Source organism: Amycolatopsis sp. NPDC004368, assembly GCF_053602515.1.
Genome location: NZ_JBSGDT010000021.1, coordinates 57,865 through 71,690 on the forward strand (window position 1 = coordinate 57,865; position 13,826 = coordinate 71,690).

Below are 13,826 nucleotides of genomic sequence, written 5' to 3' on the forward strand. Positions count from 1 at the left end.
GCGAAAATCCGAGCTGCCGCGGGCGCCAATCCGCTGATCGACGGGTGTCAACACCGTCCGCCGTGGGACCGTGGACACGTGGGCACGACCGACGATCCCGGTGCGGCCGCCGCGCAGGCCGCGCGGCACGCTGCCGCGCGAGCGCGGACGGCGGCGAAGCGCCGCAACGTCCTGCGCGCCGACGCCGCTGCGTGGGCGAAGTCCGACGAGAGCGGCCCCGGGCCGGAGGACGCGGTCGAGCTGGCCCACACCGCGCTGGCGGAGGCCCGGACGCGCGCCGAGATCGCCCGCGCCCGCGCTCGGTCCGGCTACCTGCGCGCGGCCCGTGCCCACGATCGCGCCGCCGATCGCCACGAGGAAGTGGCGGGTCTCGGTGGCGCCTCCGCCGCCGAGCACCGCCGAAAAGCCGACACGCACCGCGCGGACGCCGAGGCCGATCGCGGCCGGGCCGCTGCGGTGGACCCCCGCGGCCCGGCGCAACCTTGACGCGGGCACGCGGGCCCGACGCGGGTTCCGCCCCGGCTCGGCCACCACGGCACCCGGGCCTTCCATTCAGGTCGCGGAAGCCTGATCGAGCTCTTCCATCACCATCAAAGCGCCCTGGCTCTGCCCGTCCGAACCACGCAGCGCGCCGCACAGCAGCCGCACCACGGCCTTGCGGCCCCGGCGGTTGATCGCGTCCAGCGTCAGCTCGGTGTGGAAGCCGGGGTCGACCAGGGCCTCGCGTACTGCGGGGCGCAGATCGTTCAGCGGGAGCCCGATGTCGAGGTTGAGCAGGTGCGAGCCTTCCGCCTCTTCCCGCCGCAGGCCCCACATGTCCTCGGCCCCGCGGTTCCACGCCTTGATCAGCATCTCGGTGTCGATCACCACGATGCCCGCGCGGATCGAGGTGAGGATCGACTCGAGGAACTCGTTCACCTCGTCCAGGTCGAGGCTGCGCTCGCGCAACGCGTCGTTGATCGTCTGGAGCTCGTCGTTGGTCGACTGGAGCTCCTCGTTCGTCGTCTCCAGCTCCTCGTTCGTGGACTGGAGCTCCTCATTGGTGGTCTCCAGCTCCTCGACCGTCGACTGGAGCTCCTCGTTCGTCGTCTCCAGCTCCTCGTTGGTCGACTGGAGCTCCTCGTAGGCGGATTCGAGCTGGCGGTTGGTGTGCTCGAGCTCGGTGAGCAGCTGCCGGGCCCAGCTCACGTCGTGGAAGACCACCGAGACCCCGAGCAGGTTCTTGTCCTTGCTCAGCAACGGGTTGATGTGCACCTCGTACCACACGCTCTCGCCCGCGCGGTGCCACTCGACGTCCTTGATCCGCAGCGACCGCCGCTCCAGGCGCGCCTGCTCCACGTACGCCCGCAGTGCGACCGGACGGTAGGACACGTCCAAGTCGCGCAACGGCCGGCCGATGTCGCGTTCGGACAGTCCGAACGCGACCTCCGCCTGCTGGTTGACAAGCGCGGTGAGCTCATCGGCGGTCACCACGATCTGCGCCACCGGACTCGCGGAGAACGCGTGCTCCCGCAGCTCCTCCAACCCGGAGATGTCCCGGGCCCGGCGTTGCGGGTAGCCCTGGGTGACGAAGTGGTTGTAGCTGACCGGCGCGTTCGCGGCCTTGCGGAACACGCGGCGCTTGAGGTCGAGCGGCTCGAAGATGCGCGCGTGCGACAGCAGCATCTCGGCCTTGCCGAGGAACAGCAGTCCCCGCGGCGCCAGGGCGAAGTGGAACCGCTCGAGGATCTTCGTCTGCGTCTCGGCGTTGAAGTACATCAGGGTGTTGCGGCAGACCAGCAGGTCGATCCGTGAGATCGGCGCGTCCTGCACCAGGTCGTTGCGCCCGAAGATCACCGACCGGCGCAGGTCCTTGCGGAAGCAGTACCGGCTGTTCTGCAGCTCGAAGTACTCCTCCAGCTGCCGCTCGTTCAGGCCCTCGACCTCGGCGGGGGTGTAGGCCGCGTGCCGGGCCTGCGACAGCGCTTCGTCGTCGACGTCGGTGGCGTAGATCTTCACCCGCTGGCGGAACGCCTCCACGCCGATCGCGTCGGCGAAGACCATCGCGAGGCTGTAGGCCTCCTGCCCGGCCGCGCAGCCGGCGCTCCACACCCGGATCGGCTCCTCGGGGCTGCGCTCGGCGAGGATCGCCGGCACCACGTGCTCACGCAGGTACTCCCAGGCCTCGGGATCACGGAAGAACCCGGTGACGTTGATGAGGATCGTGTTGAAGAGGGCGACGAACTCCTCGGCGTTCACCTGCAGCTGGTCGATGTAGTCGCCGTAGCTCTCGATCCCGATCTGCGTCATCCGGCGCCGGACCCGGCGCATCAGGCTGCTGCGCTTGTAGCCGGTGAAGTCGAAACCCCGCGACTCTTTGAGGTACGCGAGGACCGACTCGAATTCACCGTTGGGCTCGTGCTTCGGTTCCGTCACGCTCCGACACGCTACTCGCCGGCGCAGGTCACCGCGGCCGGGCGGGCGGGGCGAGGACCGCCCAGACGATCTTGCCGCCTTGCCACGTCCGGCTGCTGCCCCACGTGCGGGCGAGCCGGGCGACGAGCTTCAGCCCCGATCCGGGGTCGGCGAACCCCAGCCCTTCGCGCACGTACGCCATCACCGGGCTGTCGTCGGCCACGGCGACGGTGAAAAACCCCCGCCGCAGATCCAGCCGGACGCGGGGCACCGAGCCGGTGTGCGCGAGCGTGTTCTCCACCAGTTCCGTGGCGACCAGGCAGGCGTCGTCGCACAGGTCCGGCACCCGCCACCGCGCGCAGGTCTCCTCTACGAACCGCCTCGCCTGCGCAGACCCCCGTGGTGACCGCGCGATCTCGCGCTGGTCCCGCAGCCGCACCGGCCGGTCGAACCGGGCCTCCGCCGTGCGGACACCGGCGAAGACGGCGGCGTACCGGTCGACGGTGCGACGGCGCAGCAGCGACCGGTGGTCCGCGCGCGCCGACACGACGGCGAACGGGATCCCCGGCCATTCGCCGACCCGCATGGCCACCAGCGTGAACACGCTCACCAGAGCCGGATCGTGGACGTCGAGCCCGCTGATGTCCGCGATGAGACCGTCCGGCGCTTCCACGGCCGACTTGAGCAGGTAGTCCCGCAACTCGGGGTAGTCCCCGAGGGTCAAGTGCCCGGTCGCGGTCACCACCGTCGAGTTCCGTCGACGGTGCCGCGACAGTTCGAGTGACGGACCGGTCACTGTGCGGCTGCCTCGTCCGTGCCGTTGCCCGAGGCGTCCACCAGGAAGCGGCGCAGCGTTTCCGCCGCCGCGGCGGCTTCCCCGGCGGTCCGGGAGTACAGCTCCGCGAGCGCCGTGTGGCCTCGGTCGTGCGACCGGTCCCGCAGCTTCCGCGCGAGGCCGGCTTTTTCGTCGAGGGACCGCAGCGCGGTGGACATCGCGCGCTCGAGCTCGTGGTCCTGGGCGCTCAGCAGGGCCTCGGCCGACCACGCGTGGCCGATGCGGCAGCGGAACCGCTCCAGGGAGCTGTCGATCGCGACCAGCGCCCCGCTGCAGTCGGGGCACGTGTACCCGCTGGCCGGGCCGTCCTCTCCCGGCCGCACCGCCTGGAAGGCCAACCCGTCGCGCGCGATCAGGTCCTCGGCCAGCAGCGCCTCCGACGGAGGCGGCACGGGGCGTGGGTCCACCAGTGCGCGCACGAGCTTGTCCAGCGCCGGGCCGATCTCGGCGGCGGGCAGCACGTGCTCGGTCTCGACCTCGGTCAGCGCGTTCGTCGGCATGCCGGCGAACATCGCGTCCGCCGGGTCCTGCACGATCGCGAGCCCACCCCGGTCGACGATCGCGCGCAGACCCGCGGCGCCGTCGTCGAGCATGCCCGAGAGCACGACACCGATCACCCGCGCTCCGGCGGTCAGCGCCGCCGACCGGAACATCGCGTTGACGGCAGGACGGTGGCCGCTTTCGGTGGGCCCCTTGGTGAGCAGGATCTTCCCGTCGAAGATCAGCAGGTGCCGGTCGGGTGGCGCCACCTGGATCGTGCCGGGGGTCAGCTCCGCCCCCTGTTCGGCGGCCCGAGCGGGAAGCGGTCCGGCCCGATCGAGGATGAACGGCAGCGCGCTGCGTGCTCCGATGCCGAGGTGGACCGTCACCAGGATGGCCGCCGGGAAGTCCGGCGGCAGATTCCCCGCCAGTGTGCGCAGTGCCTCGATGCCGCCGGCCGAGGCGCCGACGACCACGAGGTCGCGCCGGACAGCCGACACGGCCCGCACCTCCTCGTCTCACCCTCGAGTATGCTCGCTGACCGTTCGGTTTCCCCGGGCGGGCGCCGCGAAACCTCGTCCGGACCCTCGGTTTTCCCCGGCCCCGGCCCGAGCCGCCACCGCTTCCACAGTGGACAGGTCAGCGGCGGGGTATCCTGCCCGCGAAGACAGGCGCCGACCCGTGCCCGCGCGGACGTGGAAGGGGGCCGATGTCCGAGATCCGCATGGAGCTCGTCCACCGGGCTCGCTCGACGGTGCTCGCGCTCGAGGGAGTGCTGGACCCGGTGTCGCACCGCACCGTGCGCGACGGGCTGCTCAAGGCCGCCGCCGAAGCACCAAATGGCCTCATCGCCGACGTGTCGGAGCTGGCCTTCGCCGATGACGCCCGGTTGAGCGTGTTCGCCTTGGTGGCGATGCGTTTGGGCAACTGGCCGGGAGTGCCGTTCGCCCTCGTCACGCGGCACCCGCACCAGGAAGCGCTCCTGAACCGTTCCGCAGTGGCGCGCTACGCCCGGATCCACTGTGACCCGGCCGAGGCGGAACGCCACTTCGCGGACCCGGTGCGCCGGCGTGCGGTGCGTGAGTTCCCGCGCGGCGAGGCCACCGGCGAGCTCGCCCGCCGCTTCACCGACGAGGTTCTGCACGCCTGGCGCATTCCCGGCATCTCGGACTACGCACGGACGATCGTCACCGAGCTCGTCACGAACACGCTGGAGCACACGCGTTCCGAACCGCGGCTGCGGCTGGACCTGCGCCGCGGGATCTGCACGATCGCCGTCGCCGACGACGATCCCCGCCTCGCCGAGCTCCACGAGCAGCTCAACCCGCTCGACCCGGGCCTGGGGCTCAAGATCGTGGCGCGGCTCGCCGGCGCCTGGGGGTGCAACCGCACGTGGAACGGCGGCAAGGTCGTCTGGGCCACCTTGCGCGTGCCGAACGAGCACCGCCCCCTCACGTGACCGCCGACGACGGTAATCCCTTCGCGGTCGGCAATGGTTTGCCCGCCCGCGCCGGGGGTATCTGCCGATCACGACCAAGGAGGAGCGATGCCGGGAAGCGGGAAACGCGAACGCCAGTACGAACACATCAAGGATTCACAGAAGAAGCGCGGGGCGAGCACCTCACGGGCCGAAGAGATCGCGGCCCGCACGGTCAACAAGAACCGGGCACAGGCAGGCGAATCGAAGACGGCCAGCAAGAGCTCGACCGACGACATGAGCCCGCAGAAGCGCGGCGGGAAACGGTCGGGGAACCGGCAGGGACCGGGCGGGCCCACCCGGGAACAGCTGTACAACGAAGCGAAGAAGCGCAACATCGACGGGCGCTCGAAGATGACGAAGCAGGAACTGCAGAAGGCGCTGGGTCGATGACCCCGGCGACCTGAGCGGCGCCCTCCTGCGAGCGCGTTCGCCGAAGCCGGCCGGGGCCGGATGTCGATCTCGGCGGCGGCCGGTTCAGCTGGTGAGGATCTGCGGTGACATGATCTTCAGCATCGCGTTGGTCCACTTCATCTGCCGCAGCGTCTGCGGGTGGCAACGGCTCGCCAGGGCGAGCAGCTCAGGGTCCTTGGCCGCCTGCGCGCCCTGCGCGAGCAGCTCCCAGTCCAGCGAGACACCGGCCGCCTTGCGATGCAGCCGCCGCAGGTCGGCGAGCAGGAGCAGTCCCGGTTCCGGCCGGCTGGAGCCGAGTTCGGAGAGCGCGCTGCGCACGGACGCCAGCGGTCCGGAACCTGGCACGTCTTCGTCGAGGTGCAGGCCGTAGTGGCGGGCGTGCCGCGCGAGTTCGCGCACGTGGTCGGCCGACCAGCCGGCCAGGTCCCGGGCGACGTGGTGCACCTCGTGTTCCACGACGTGCCGGTCGGCCGTCTTGCGCAGATCGCGGGCGAGCGACTTCTCCGAACGGTGGAGCTCCCGCAACGCCAGGCCCAGCTTCATCGCGCGCCCTCCGTCTCGAACTCCTCGTGGACGGCGGTGTCCGCCGCACGGGGAGACGGCGCGGGCGGCTCGTCGCCGACCTTGCGCAAGGCCGCCGCGGCGACCTTGAACAGCGGCTGCTTGGACACCGGGTCCCAGTCGGTGAACGTCAGCTCGTTGGCCGCGCGGTCGCCGTCCTTGCCCGCGGCGTGGTCGACGTCCCAGTAGCCGTAGTGGAACGGCAGGAACACCACCCCGGGCCGGATCCCGCCGACGCGAACGTGAGCGCGCACGGCGCCGCGCGGTGTCGACACCTCCGCCAGATCCCCTTCGGACAGCCCCGCCGCCTCCGCGTCCACTTCGGACACCTCCAGCCACACCTCGGGAGCGGCCGCGTCCAGCTGCGGGGTGCGGCCGGTTTTCGTGCGGGTGTGGAAGTGGTGGATCGTGCGCCCGTTGATGAGGAACCACGGGTGGTCGGCGTCGGGCGTTTCGTGGGGTTCGAGGTACCCGGCCGCCTTCAGCATGGCTTTCCCGTCCGGGTTCGCCGCCCGGTATTCGCCGGGTTCGGTGGGCGCGCCGGTGACGAGGTCGCGGCCGTAGCTCTCGCAGTAATCGGGGTGGGCGAAGAACTTCCCGTCGGTGTAGAGCCGTTCGGTGCCGTCGGGGTGCTCGGGGGTGCAGGGCCATCGGACGCCGCTGACCTCGCGCAGCTTCCCGTAGCTCAGTCCGCTGTAGTCACATGGGCGGCCCGCCGACGCCCGTTTCCAGGCCTCGAAGGCCGATTCCGCGTCCGTACACGCCGGGAATGGCTCGCCGGCACGGTCGCGCAAGTCCATCCGCCGGGCGTAGTCGAGGAAGATGTCGAGGTCGGCCCGTGCCTGCCCGGGTGGCTCGACCGCCTTCTCGGACAGGTGCACGGTGCGGTCGGCGTTGGTGAACGTGCCGGTCTTCTCACCCCAGATCGCCGCGGGCAGCACGACGTCGGCGAGCTCCGCGGTCTCGGTCCGGAAGGCGTCCTGCACCACGAGGAACAGCCGGTCCTGCGCCAGGATCGAGCGGATCCGGTGCAGATCCGGCAGCGACACGGCCGGGTTGGTCGCCGACACCCACAACAACCGCAGGCTGCCGTTCTCCGCCTAGCGCAGCATCTGCATGAGGTGCGTCGGCGGACCGTAGTGCGGGATCTTGTCCACGTCGACGTTCCACAGCCGCGCGAGCTCGCGCACGTGCTCGTCGTTGGCCCAGTTGCGAAAACCGGTCAGGTCACCGTCGGCGCCGCACTCGCGCGTGTTCTCCGCGGTCGGCTGGCCGTTCATCTGCAGCACCCCGGCGCCCGGTTTGCCGAGCATTCCCCGCAGCAGCACGACGTTGTTCACCTGCACGGCGGCCGCCGACGCCTGGTGGGACTGGTAGAAGCCCTGCAGCACGGTGCACAGCAGTGCCTCGGCCGAGCCGAGTAGCTGGGCGGCCTCCCCGATCTCCCCGGGTTCGAGCCCGCAGATCTGCGCCACGCGCTCGGGCGGGTAGTCCGCGACGGTCGCCGCGAGCTCGTCGTAACCGACCGTGTAACGCTCGACGTAGTCGCGGTCGACCCAGCCGTGCTCGATGAGCTCGTGCAGCAACCCGTTCATCAGCGCCACGTTCGTGCCCGGCAACGGCGCGAGGTGCACGGTCGCGGCGCGGGCCACCGGCGTTTCGCGGGGGTCCACGCACAGCAGCTTCGGCGGCTCGGAACCGGCGAGGCGGTCGAGGATCCGCTCCCACAGCACCGCTTGCGTCTCGGCGACGTTGTGCCCGAACAGCGCGATGACGTCGGCGTGGTCGACGTCGGCGTAGCAGGCGGGCTGCCCGTCGCAGCCGAAGGATTCCTTGAGCGCGGCCGCCGCCGTCGCCGTGCACAGGCGGGTGTTGCCGTCCAGGTGGTGCGTGCCGATGCCGCCGCGCGCGATCGCCGCGAGCGTGTAGTACTCCTCGGCGAAGAGCTGTCCACTCGTGTAGAACCCCAGCGCGCCCGGGCCCTGTTCGTCGAGCAGTTCACGGCTGCGGCGGACGACGAGGTCCATCGCCTCGTCCCAGCTCGCCTCCACCAGCTCGCCGTGGCGGCGCACCAGCGGGGTCGTCAACCGGTCCGACGCCGCGTTGGCCTGCCACCCGAAGAGGTCCTTGGGGTCGAGCCGCCCGCGGTTGACGTGGTCGTCGGCCCGGCCGCGCACTCCGACGATGCGGCCGCCGGTCACGGCCAGGTCGAGTCCGTCGCCGTTGGAGTGCAGCACGGCCGCGGTCCGGGCCCAGCTCTCGACGTCCTCCGGGCGCATCCCGTCGGCGAGGTGGCTGTCCACCCGCACCGGCCACGGCTCACCGCGTCCGTAGGGCGTCCGCGTTCCCCACGGCTCTTCGATCCCGTCGCGCCGAGCCAATCCGTACCTCCCGCAGTGGTGGGGTTCCCGCCACGAGTACCCCCTTCGCCCAGTGGGTAAGCCCGGGACATGGTGACGCGACAAGGACCTCGGGCCATCCCCTCCGAGCAGACGCTCAGCGCCGCGGCCAGGCGCCGTGATCCCCTCTCCCGCGCGAGCGTGGCCGACACGCTCCGCGTCGTGGGCCGGGTGCTGCTGCCGACGCTGGCCACGGGCGTGATCAAACGCCGGCCCCGGGTTCTGGCACTGGCCCAGAAGCTGAACGCCGACCGGCCGGCGGTCGAGCTGCACCGCGAGCTGCGCCGCAAGTACGGGGACGGGCCGCTGCGCCTGCGGGTGCCGGGCCGGTCGATCGACGTCGTCCTCGCCCCGGAGACCGTGGGCGCGGTGCTGGCCGGGACCCCGTCGCCCTTCAGCCCCGACACGATCGAGAAGTCCGCGGCGCTCGGGCACTTCCAGCCGCACGGCGTGCTGATCTCGGAAGGATCCTCGCGAGCCGCACGGCGGCGGCTCAACGAGTTCGTCCTCGAGCCCGGGCGCGAAGTCCATGAGCTCGCCGGGCCGTGGGCACACGACATCCACACGCAGGCGGCCGCGATGCTGCACCGCACCACGCTGGATTGGGACACCTTCAACCGACACTGGTGGAGCGCCGTGCGGCAGATCGCGCTCGGTGGCGACACCGCCGAAGACCGCGAGCTCACCGACCTGCTGGCCCGCCTGCGCCTCGACGCCAACTGGGCCTACCTGCATCCCCGGCGCCGCGAGAGCCGCCGGCGGTTCCTGGACCTGGTGCGCCGGCAGATCGCCCTCGCCCGGCCCGGCAGTCTCGCCGCCACGCTGGCGAGCACCCCGGTCGACGGGAAGACCGACCCGGCGGGCCAGCTGCCCCACTGGCTGTTCGCGTTCGACGCGGCCGGAATGGTCACCTTCCGGGCCCTGGCCCTGCTCGCCGCCCACCCCGGCCACCTGGAGGAAGTCCGCGGCGAGCTCGCCGGTCTCGATCTCACGCAGCCGCAGCAGCTCCCCGCTCTGCGTGCGACCGTGCTGGAGGCCGTGCGTCTCTGGCCCACCACACCGGCGTTGCTGCGCGAAAGCCGCGCCGCCACCGAGTGGGGCCCACGGGACACCACGTTTTTCGTCTACACGCCCTACTTCCACCGCGACCCCGACCGGCTGCCCTACGCCGACACCTTCGAACCCGCCATCTGGCTCGACGGCCGCGCCGCGGCCGAACCCGCGCTCGTGCCCTTCAGCGGCGGGGCCGGCGCCTGCCCCGGGCGCGACCTGGTGCTGTTCACCACCGCAACGATGCTCGCGAACCTCCTCGAGTCCCACGACTTCCGCCTCCACGGCGCCGATCTCGGCCCAGGGGCGCTGCCGCTGACCCTCGACAACTTCGGCCTGTCGTTCGACCTCCGGCCCACGACCTAAGCGCTGTCTCGTATCTGGTGTTGTGGTTGGTGGGACTGGTGTTGCGGTCCAGACGGCGAGGATGATGTTGTGCAGGTGCGCGATTGCGGACACCGTATCGGCGAGTGCGCTCGCGGCGCGGCGGTAGTCGCGAAGGATCTTGAAGTTCTTCATCCGGGAAAGCACGTGCTCGACGCGGGGCTCGGACCTTGCGGTGGGTTGGCGTTGAGGTCTTACTCCGAGTCCGGCAACTCGCTGCCGTCACGGGGTTTGCGATAAGGCATGACCACGTCGGGGTTGCCTTGGTAGCCGCCGTCAGCCGTGACCGGCCGGTCGTGGCGATCACCAGCCGGGTGTCGGCATCGATCGCGACCTGCACGTTGCTGGAGTAGCGGTAGTTCTTCGACGGGGTGGCCAGCCGGTGATCCCGGGTCGGGACCAGAGTACCGTCGACAATCGCGACTGCGTCGATCCGTCGTGTGCGGACCGGCGCCGGCGCCGGCCACGGGCCGATCGTGTCGCGTACCTCGGTGCGCTGAGGAATGCGATACCCCGAACAGCGGTCCGATCTGGCGCATCGTCAGGTTCGCCCGCCAATAGGCGGCGTCCAGCAGAACCCGGTCTGCCAGCGGCAATGCCCACTGCCGGCCAGGACGGCCATCCACGATCAACATGATCACTTGCCGGCCCATCGAGCCCGAGACCGGGTTACGAGACATCCCGTAGCACAGGGCGGTGGCGATTGCTTCGCCGTCGAACGGGTACACCCAGTCGGTGCAGAAAATCGCCGGTGGCCTGATCACGGTGGCGCTGCTGGTCTCAGCCGCCGCGTGTGGGGCTGCCGACGCGCCGGAAGCACAGGCCACCGCACAACGCTTCGTGACCGCGGCCGCCACGGGCTCGGCAGTCGAGGCGTGTGCCCTGCTCGCGCCGCGCGCACACGACGCACTCGGGCCGGGCGGGTGCCGGCGGGCGCTCGCCGCCGTCCCGCGCGCCCCCGTGCTTTCGGCATCCGTCTGGGGCGACGAAGCCCAAGCCCGCTCGGACGCCGACACGCTGTTCCTGCACGAGTTCGCCGACGGCTGGCGCATCACCGGCGCCGGCTGCCACCAGCGCAACGAGCAGGTCTACGACTGCGCGGTGGGTGGCCGGTGAAAGCCCGCATCGTGTTCACCGTCTACCTGGTCCTCATCCTGGCGGGCCTGGCCTACTTCATCACCCTCGGAGCGCTGGGTCGATGAGCACCTTCCGGACGCACCTGCGCAACAACGGTCTCTCCCTCGCCTTCGGCGCGCTGTTCCTGCTCAGCCTCGTCGGCCAGGCGTGGGCCGGCCTCGTCGACTTCAACAACCAGCAGCTCGCCCACGGCACCCAGACCGTGGGACTCGGTGACTACCTCACGTCCTCCTCGTTCGCCGTCGACGTCGCCGAGAACTGGCAATCCGAATACCTGCAGTTCTTCCTCTACGTCTTCGCCACCGTCTGGCTCGTGCAACGCGGCTCCCCCGAGTCGAAAGCCATGGGTCAGGTCGGCCGGGAGAACGACCGGGACCAGCTTCTCGGTCACCACGTCCGCAGAGGGTCCCCGCGCTGGGCGAGAACGGGCGGCTGGCGCACCGCCGTTTTCTCGCGCTCGCTCGGCCTGGTCATGGCCACCATCTTCCTGTTGTCCTGGTTCGCCCAATCCGTCGCCGGCGTCAGCGCCTACAACGCCGAACAACTCGCCGACTTCGGCGACCCCCTCAGCTGGGGCGAATACCTGCTCTCCGCCGACTTCTGGGACCGGACTCTGCAGAACTGGCAGTCCGAATTCCTCGCCATCGGCAGCATGGCCGTGTTCAGCGTCTACCTCCGGCAACGCGGCTCCCCCGAATCCAAACCCGTCGGTGCCGAACACCACGTCACCGACGAATCCGGCTGACCGCGGCGATTGCGGCAGGCGCGGCCACTTCCGGTCCGCCGCGGGGTTTATGCCGGGTTTCGGCGGAAACACTCGGGCCAGCTCGGCCGCGACGGCGGCTGTGAACACGGCGGCTGCGAACAGGGAGCGGTGACACATGTGCTCGGCCCGTGACGCGGGAGGCAACCACTCCGGCGAGCTGAACCTCGACGGGCGTGCCCTGCTCGAGGACGCGACCGCGATGCGGTTCGCCCTCGCCGACTGGGCCGGTGAGCGGGAGCTGCCTCGCACCCTCATCGGCGACCTTGAACTCGCGGCCTACGAAGCCATGGTCAACGTCGCCGCCCACGCCTACCCCGACGACCACCCCGGCACCCTCGGACTGCGCGCGACCCACGACAACTGTCACCTCCGCGTCGCCGTCATCGACCACGGCCGATGGCAGCCCTCGCGCCCGTACGACCACCTTCACGGCCGGGGTCTCCCCCTGATCCACCTCCTGGCCGACCACGCGGACGTCACAGCCACACCCCACGGCACCACCGTCACGATGACCTGGCGCGTACCGGAAAGCTGACGCGGCTCGCGGGGCGCTACGGCCGGTCGAGGTCGTGGTGGCGGTCGGCGAGCGTGTGGGCCAGCTCGACGAGCTTGACGTTGAGGTCCTGGGAAGTCCGGCGGAGCACGGCGAAAGCTTCCTCGGCGGTGATGTTCTGGCGGTTCATCAGGATGCCTTTGGCCTGGCCGATGACGTCGCGGGTGTCGATCGCCTGAAGCAGGTGGTGCTCGTGCAGGTCGGCCAGCTCCACGGCCCGGGTCCGGGCCAGGGTCAGCGAGGCGTGGGTGGTCAGCAGCAGAGCGGCGTGCCGGTCGGCCGCGGTGAACAACCGCGGCCGGCGGGAGTAGATGTTCAGGGCGCCGGTCGGCTGCGGCTTGTCGCCGGCGGCGAAGAGTTCGGTGCTCAGCACGGCTTGGTAGCCACGAGCGGTGGTCGCCGCCGCGAAATCCGGCCACCGCCGCTCGGTGTTCAGGTCGGTGCTGGTCACGTATCCCGGCGCATCGGGGAGGGCGGCGTCCACACAGGGTCCTTCGCCGGACCGGTACTGAACCTGGTCCAGCCCGGCGGCGGCGGGATCGGTGGACACGGGGGTGGAAAACCCTCCGTCCGGCGTCCGCAGGGTCACGCTGACCAGGTCCGCGCCCGGAACCAGCACAAGAGTGGCGTCCACGATCTGCCGCAGCGCCGCCGCGGCCGTCGTGGCCGTGAGCAGCGTGCGGGTCAACGTCTCGAACTGGGCGTCCAGCTCGCCGTCGGTCACCTGGTCGCGGTCGGTCACCTGGTCGCCGTCGTGCGATGTGGCCGCCGACCGTTCGCCGACGAGCGCCAGCGCCTGGTCGAGGTCGGCGAAGCGCGGCACGGCCTCCACCGGATCGGCGCCGGCCATACGGAGCCGACGAGGCTGTCCGGGTCGATCACGAGGCGGCACCGGCACGGCTGTTCGACGATCGAGCGGACGAGGTCGAACAGCACGCGCATCCCGGCGGCCGGCAGCAACGTCACCCCTCGCAGGTCGAGCACCACCACCGCGGGCGCGCCGGCCGCGGTCGTGGCGGCGCGCACCGAATCGGCGACGTCGGACACGGCCAGGGTGGTCAGCTCGCCGGACATCTGCACGACCAGCGCCTGGCGGGTCGACACCACACCACCCAGCTGCGAATACTTCGTCACCGTCGCCTCTCGCTGCTCCGCCGGCCCGTGCCACGCGCTCGCGGCGAAACGTCCGTGCGCCGACCTCGGGCCCATGACGTCACCAGTGCACCACACCTGGCCCGGGAAAGCGCCCTGGGTGACCATGCGGACGTTCACCGCCGTTCCGCGAAGTCACGGGTGCGGGCAGTGGCCGGATCGGCGGTGCAGTGCCCACCAGTGAGGATCGCGCCGTTCCCGGCGGCGGCCGGCGGCGTTTGATC

General features: G+C 71.0%; 15 protein-coding genes and 1 pseudogene. 7 read left to right on the plus strand and 9 right to left on the minus strand.

Going from position 1 to position 13,826, the window contains the following annotated elements; translation table 11 throughout:
* Window positions 1-78: 78 nt before the first annotated feature.
* Window positions 79-486, plus strand: a complete 408-nt coding sequence (locus ACWEOE_RS26475; RefSeq protein ID WP_452013639.1) for a hypothetical protein — start codon at window positions 79-81, stop codon at window positions 484-486.
* 66 nt (window positions 487-552) lie between these two features.
* Here the strand turns inward: ACWEOE_RS26475 and ACWEOE_RS26480 are convergent, their stop codons facing one another.
* The 3 genes from ACWEOE_RS26480 to ACWEOE_RS26490 are packed head-to-tail and all read right to left on the minus strand — an operon-like array spanning window position 553 to window position 4,209.
* Entirely contained in the window at window positions 553-2,415 is a 1,863-nt protein-coding gene (locus ACWEOE_RS26480) for a CheR family methyltransferase (protein ID WP_452013641.1), read from the minus strand.
* Window positions 2,416-2,443: 28 nt separating this feature from the next.
* Window positions 2,444-3,139 carry an ATP-binding protein gene (locus tag ACWEOE_RS26485; protein WP_452013643.1) on the minus strand — a complete coding sequence of 232 codons (696 nt, stop codon included), beginning with the start codon at window positions 3,137-3,139 and terminating at the stop codon, window positions 2,444-2,446.
* Window positions 3,140-3,186: 47 nt separating this feature from the next.
* On the minus strand, window positions 3,187-4,209 hold the full coding sequence (locus tag ACWEOE_RS26490) for a chemotaxis protein CheB (RefSeq protein ID WP_452013645.1): 1,023 nt from the start codon (window positions 4,207-4,209) through the stop codon (window positions 3,187-3,189).
* 209 nt (window positions 4,210-4,418) lie between these two features.
* Between ACWEOE_RS26490 and ACWEOE_RS26495 the strand changes: the two genes are divergently transcribed.
* Both ACWEOE_RS26495 and ACWEOE_RS26500 read left to right on the plus strand, forming a co-directional pair.
* On the plus strand, window positions 4,419-5,168 hold the full coding sequence (locus ACWEOE_RS26495; protein ID WP_452013647.1) for an ATP-binding protein: 750 nt from the start codon (window positions 4,419-4,421) through the stop codon (window positions 5,166-5,168).
* Window positions 5,169-5,255: 87 nt separating this feature from the next.
* Window positions 5,256-5,579, plus strand: a complete 324-nt coding sequence (locus ACWEOE_RS26500; protein WP_452013649.1) for a plasmid stabilization protein — start codon at window positions 5,256-5,258, stop codon at window positions 5,577-5,579.
* Between the two features lie 84 nt (window positions 5,580-5,663).
* Here ACWEOE_RS26500 and ACWEOE_RS26505 read toward each other — a convergent pair whose 3' ends face one another.
* Genes ACWEOE_RS26505 through ACWEOE_RS26515 form a run of 3 tightly spaced genes read right to left on the minus strand, consistent with a single transcriptional unit; the run spans window position 5,664 to window position 8,542 of the window.
* Complete coding sequence (locus ACWEOE_RS26505) at window positions 5,664-6,143, minus strand: hypothetical protein (protein WP_452013651.1); 480 nt, start codon at window positions 6,141-6,143, stop codon at window positions 5,664-5,666.
* The gene (locus ACWEOE_RS26510) at window positions 6,140-7,231 is read right to left on the minus strand and encodes a molybdopterin oxidoreductase family protein (RefSeq protein WP_452013653.1); all 1,092 of its coding nucleotides are present in this window, start codon (window positions 7,229-7,231) and stop codon (window positions 6,140-6,142) included. Before ACWEOE_RS26510 ends, ACWEOE_RS26505 begins: the two co-directional genes overlap by 4 nt.
* 30 nt (window positions 7,232-7,261) lie before the next feature.
* Window positions 7,262-8,542 (minus strand): molybdopterin-dependent oxidoreductase, encoded by a 1,281-nt coding sequence (locus ACWEOE_RS26515; protein WP_452013824.1) that lies wholly within the window; start codon window positions 8,540-8,542, stop codon window positions 7,262-7,264.
* A gap of 159 nt (window positions 8,543-8,701) precedes the next feature.
* Between ACWEOE_RS26515 and ACWEOE_RS26520 the strand changes: the two genes are divergently transcribed.
* Window positions 8,702-9,976, plus strand: coding sequence for a cytochrome P450 (locus ACWEOE_RS26520; protein WP_452013826.1), 1,275 nt, complete (start codon window positions 8,702-8,704; stop codon window positions 9,974-9,976).
* Between the two features lie 57 nt (window positions 9,977-10,033).
* Here ACWEOE_RS26520 and ACWEOE_RS26525 read toward each other — a convergent pair.
* Window positions 10,034-10,674, minus strand: a pseudogene (locus ACWEOE_RS26525) (transposase family protein); the annotation flags it as partial.
* 55 nt (window positions 10,675-10,729) lie between these two features.
* On the opposite strand from ACWEOE_RS26525, the gene ACWEOE_RS26530 reads away from it, so the two are divergent.
* The 3 genes from ACWEOE_RS26530 to ACWEOE_RS26540 all read left to right on the plus strand — a co-directional run bounded on the left by ACWEOE_RS26530 (window position 10,730) and on the right by ACWEOE_RS26540 (window position 12,432).
* Window positions 10,730-11,110 (plus strand): hypothetical protein, encoded by a 381-nt coding sequence (locus ACWEOE_RS26530; RefSeq protein ID WP_452013655.1) that lies wholly within the window; start codon window positions 10,730-10,732, stop codon window positions 11,108-11,110.
* Window positions 11,111-11,192: 82 nt separating this feature from the next.
* Window positions 11,193-11,876, plus strand: coding sequence for a DUF6766 family protein (locus ACWEOE_RS26535; RefSeq protein ID WP_452013657.1), 684 nt, complete (start codon window positions 11,193-11,195; stop codon window positions 11,874-11,876).
* Between the two features lie 136 nt (window positions 11,877-12,012).
* Window positions 12,013-12,432 (plus strand): ATP-binding protein, encoded by a 420-nt coding sequence (locus ACWEOE_RS26540; RefSeq protein ID WP_452013659.1) that lies wholly within the window; start codon window positions 12,013-12,015, stop codon window positions 12,430-12,432.
* A gap of 16 nt (window positions 12,433-12,448) precedes the next feature.
* Here the strand turns inward: ACWEOE_RS26540 and ACWEOE_RS26545 are convergent, their stop codons facing one another.
* Complete coding sequence (locus tag ACWEOE_RS26545) at window positions 12,449-13,273, minus strand: GAF and ANTAR domain-containing protein (RefSeq protein ID WP_452013661.1); 825 nt, start codon at window positions 13,271-13,273, stop codon at window positions 12,449-12,451.
* Entirely contained in the window at window positions 13,189-13,722 is a 534-nt protein-coding gene (locus tag ACWEOE_RS26550; RefSeq protein WP_452013663.1) for an STAS domain-containing protein, read from the minus strand. Before ACWEOE_RS26550 ends, ACWEOE_RS26545 begins: the two co-directional genes overlap by 85 nt.
* Window positions 13,723-13,826: the final 104 nt, after the last annotated feature.

What these genes read in the sequence shown, in the direction of transcription:
- ACWEOE_RS26535 (WP_452013657.1), top strand. Translation starts at nt 11,193, where the DNA reads ATGAGCACCTTCCGGACGCACCTGCGCAACAACGGTCTCTCCCTCGCC.
- ACWEOE_RS26540 (WP_452013659.1), top strand. Translation starts at nt 12,013, where the DNA reads ATGTGCTCGGCCCGTGACGCGGGAGGCAACCACTCCGGCGAGCTGAAC.
- ACWEOE_RS26500 (WP_452013649.1), top strand. Translation starts at nt 5,256, where the DNA reads ATGCCGGGAAGCGGGAAACGCGAACGCCAGTACGAACACATCAAGGAT.
- ACWEOE_RS26495 (WP_452013647.1), top strand. Translation starts at nt 4,419, where the DNA reads ATGTCCGAGATCCGCATGGAGCTCGTCCACCGGGCTCGCTCGACGGTG.
- ACWEOE_RS26505 (WP_452013651.1), bottom strand. Translation starts at nt 6,143, where the DNA reads ATGAAGCTGGGCCTGGCGTTGCGGGAGCTCCACCGTTCGGAGAAGTCG.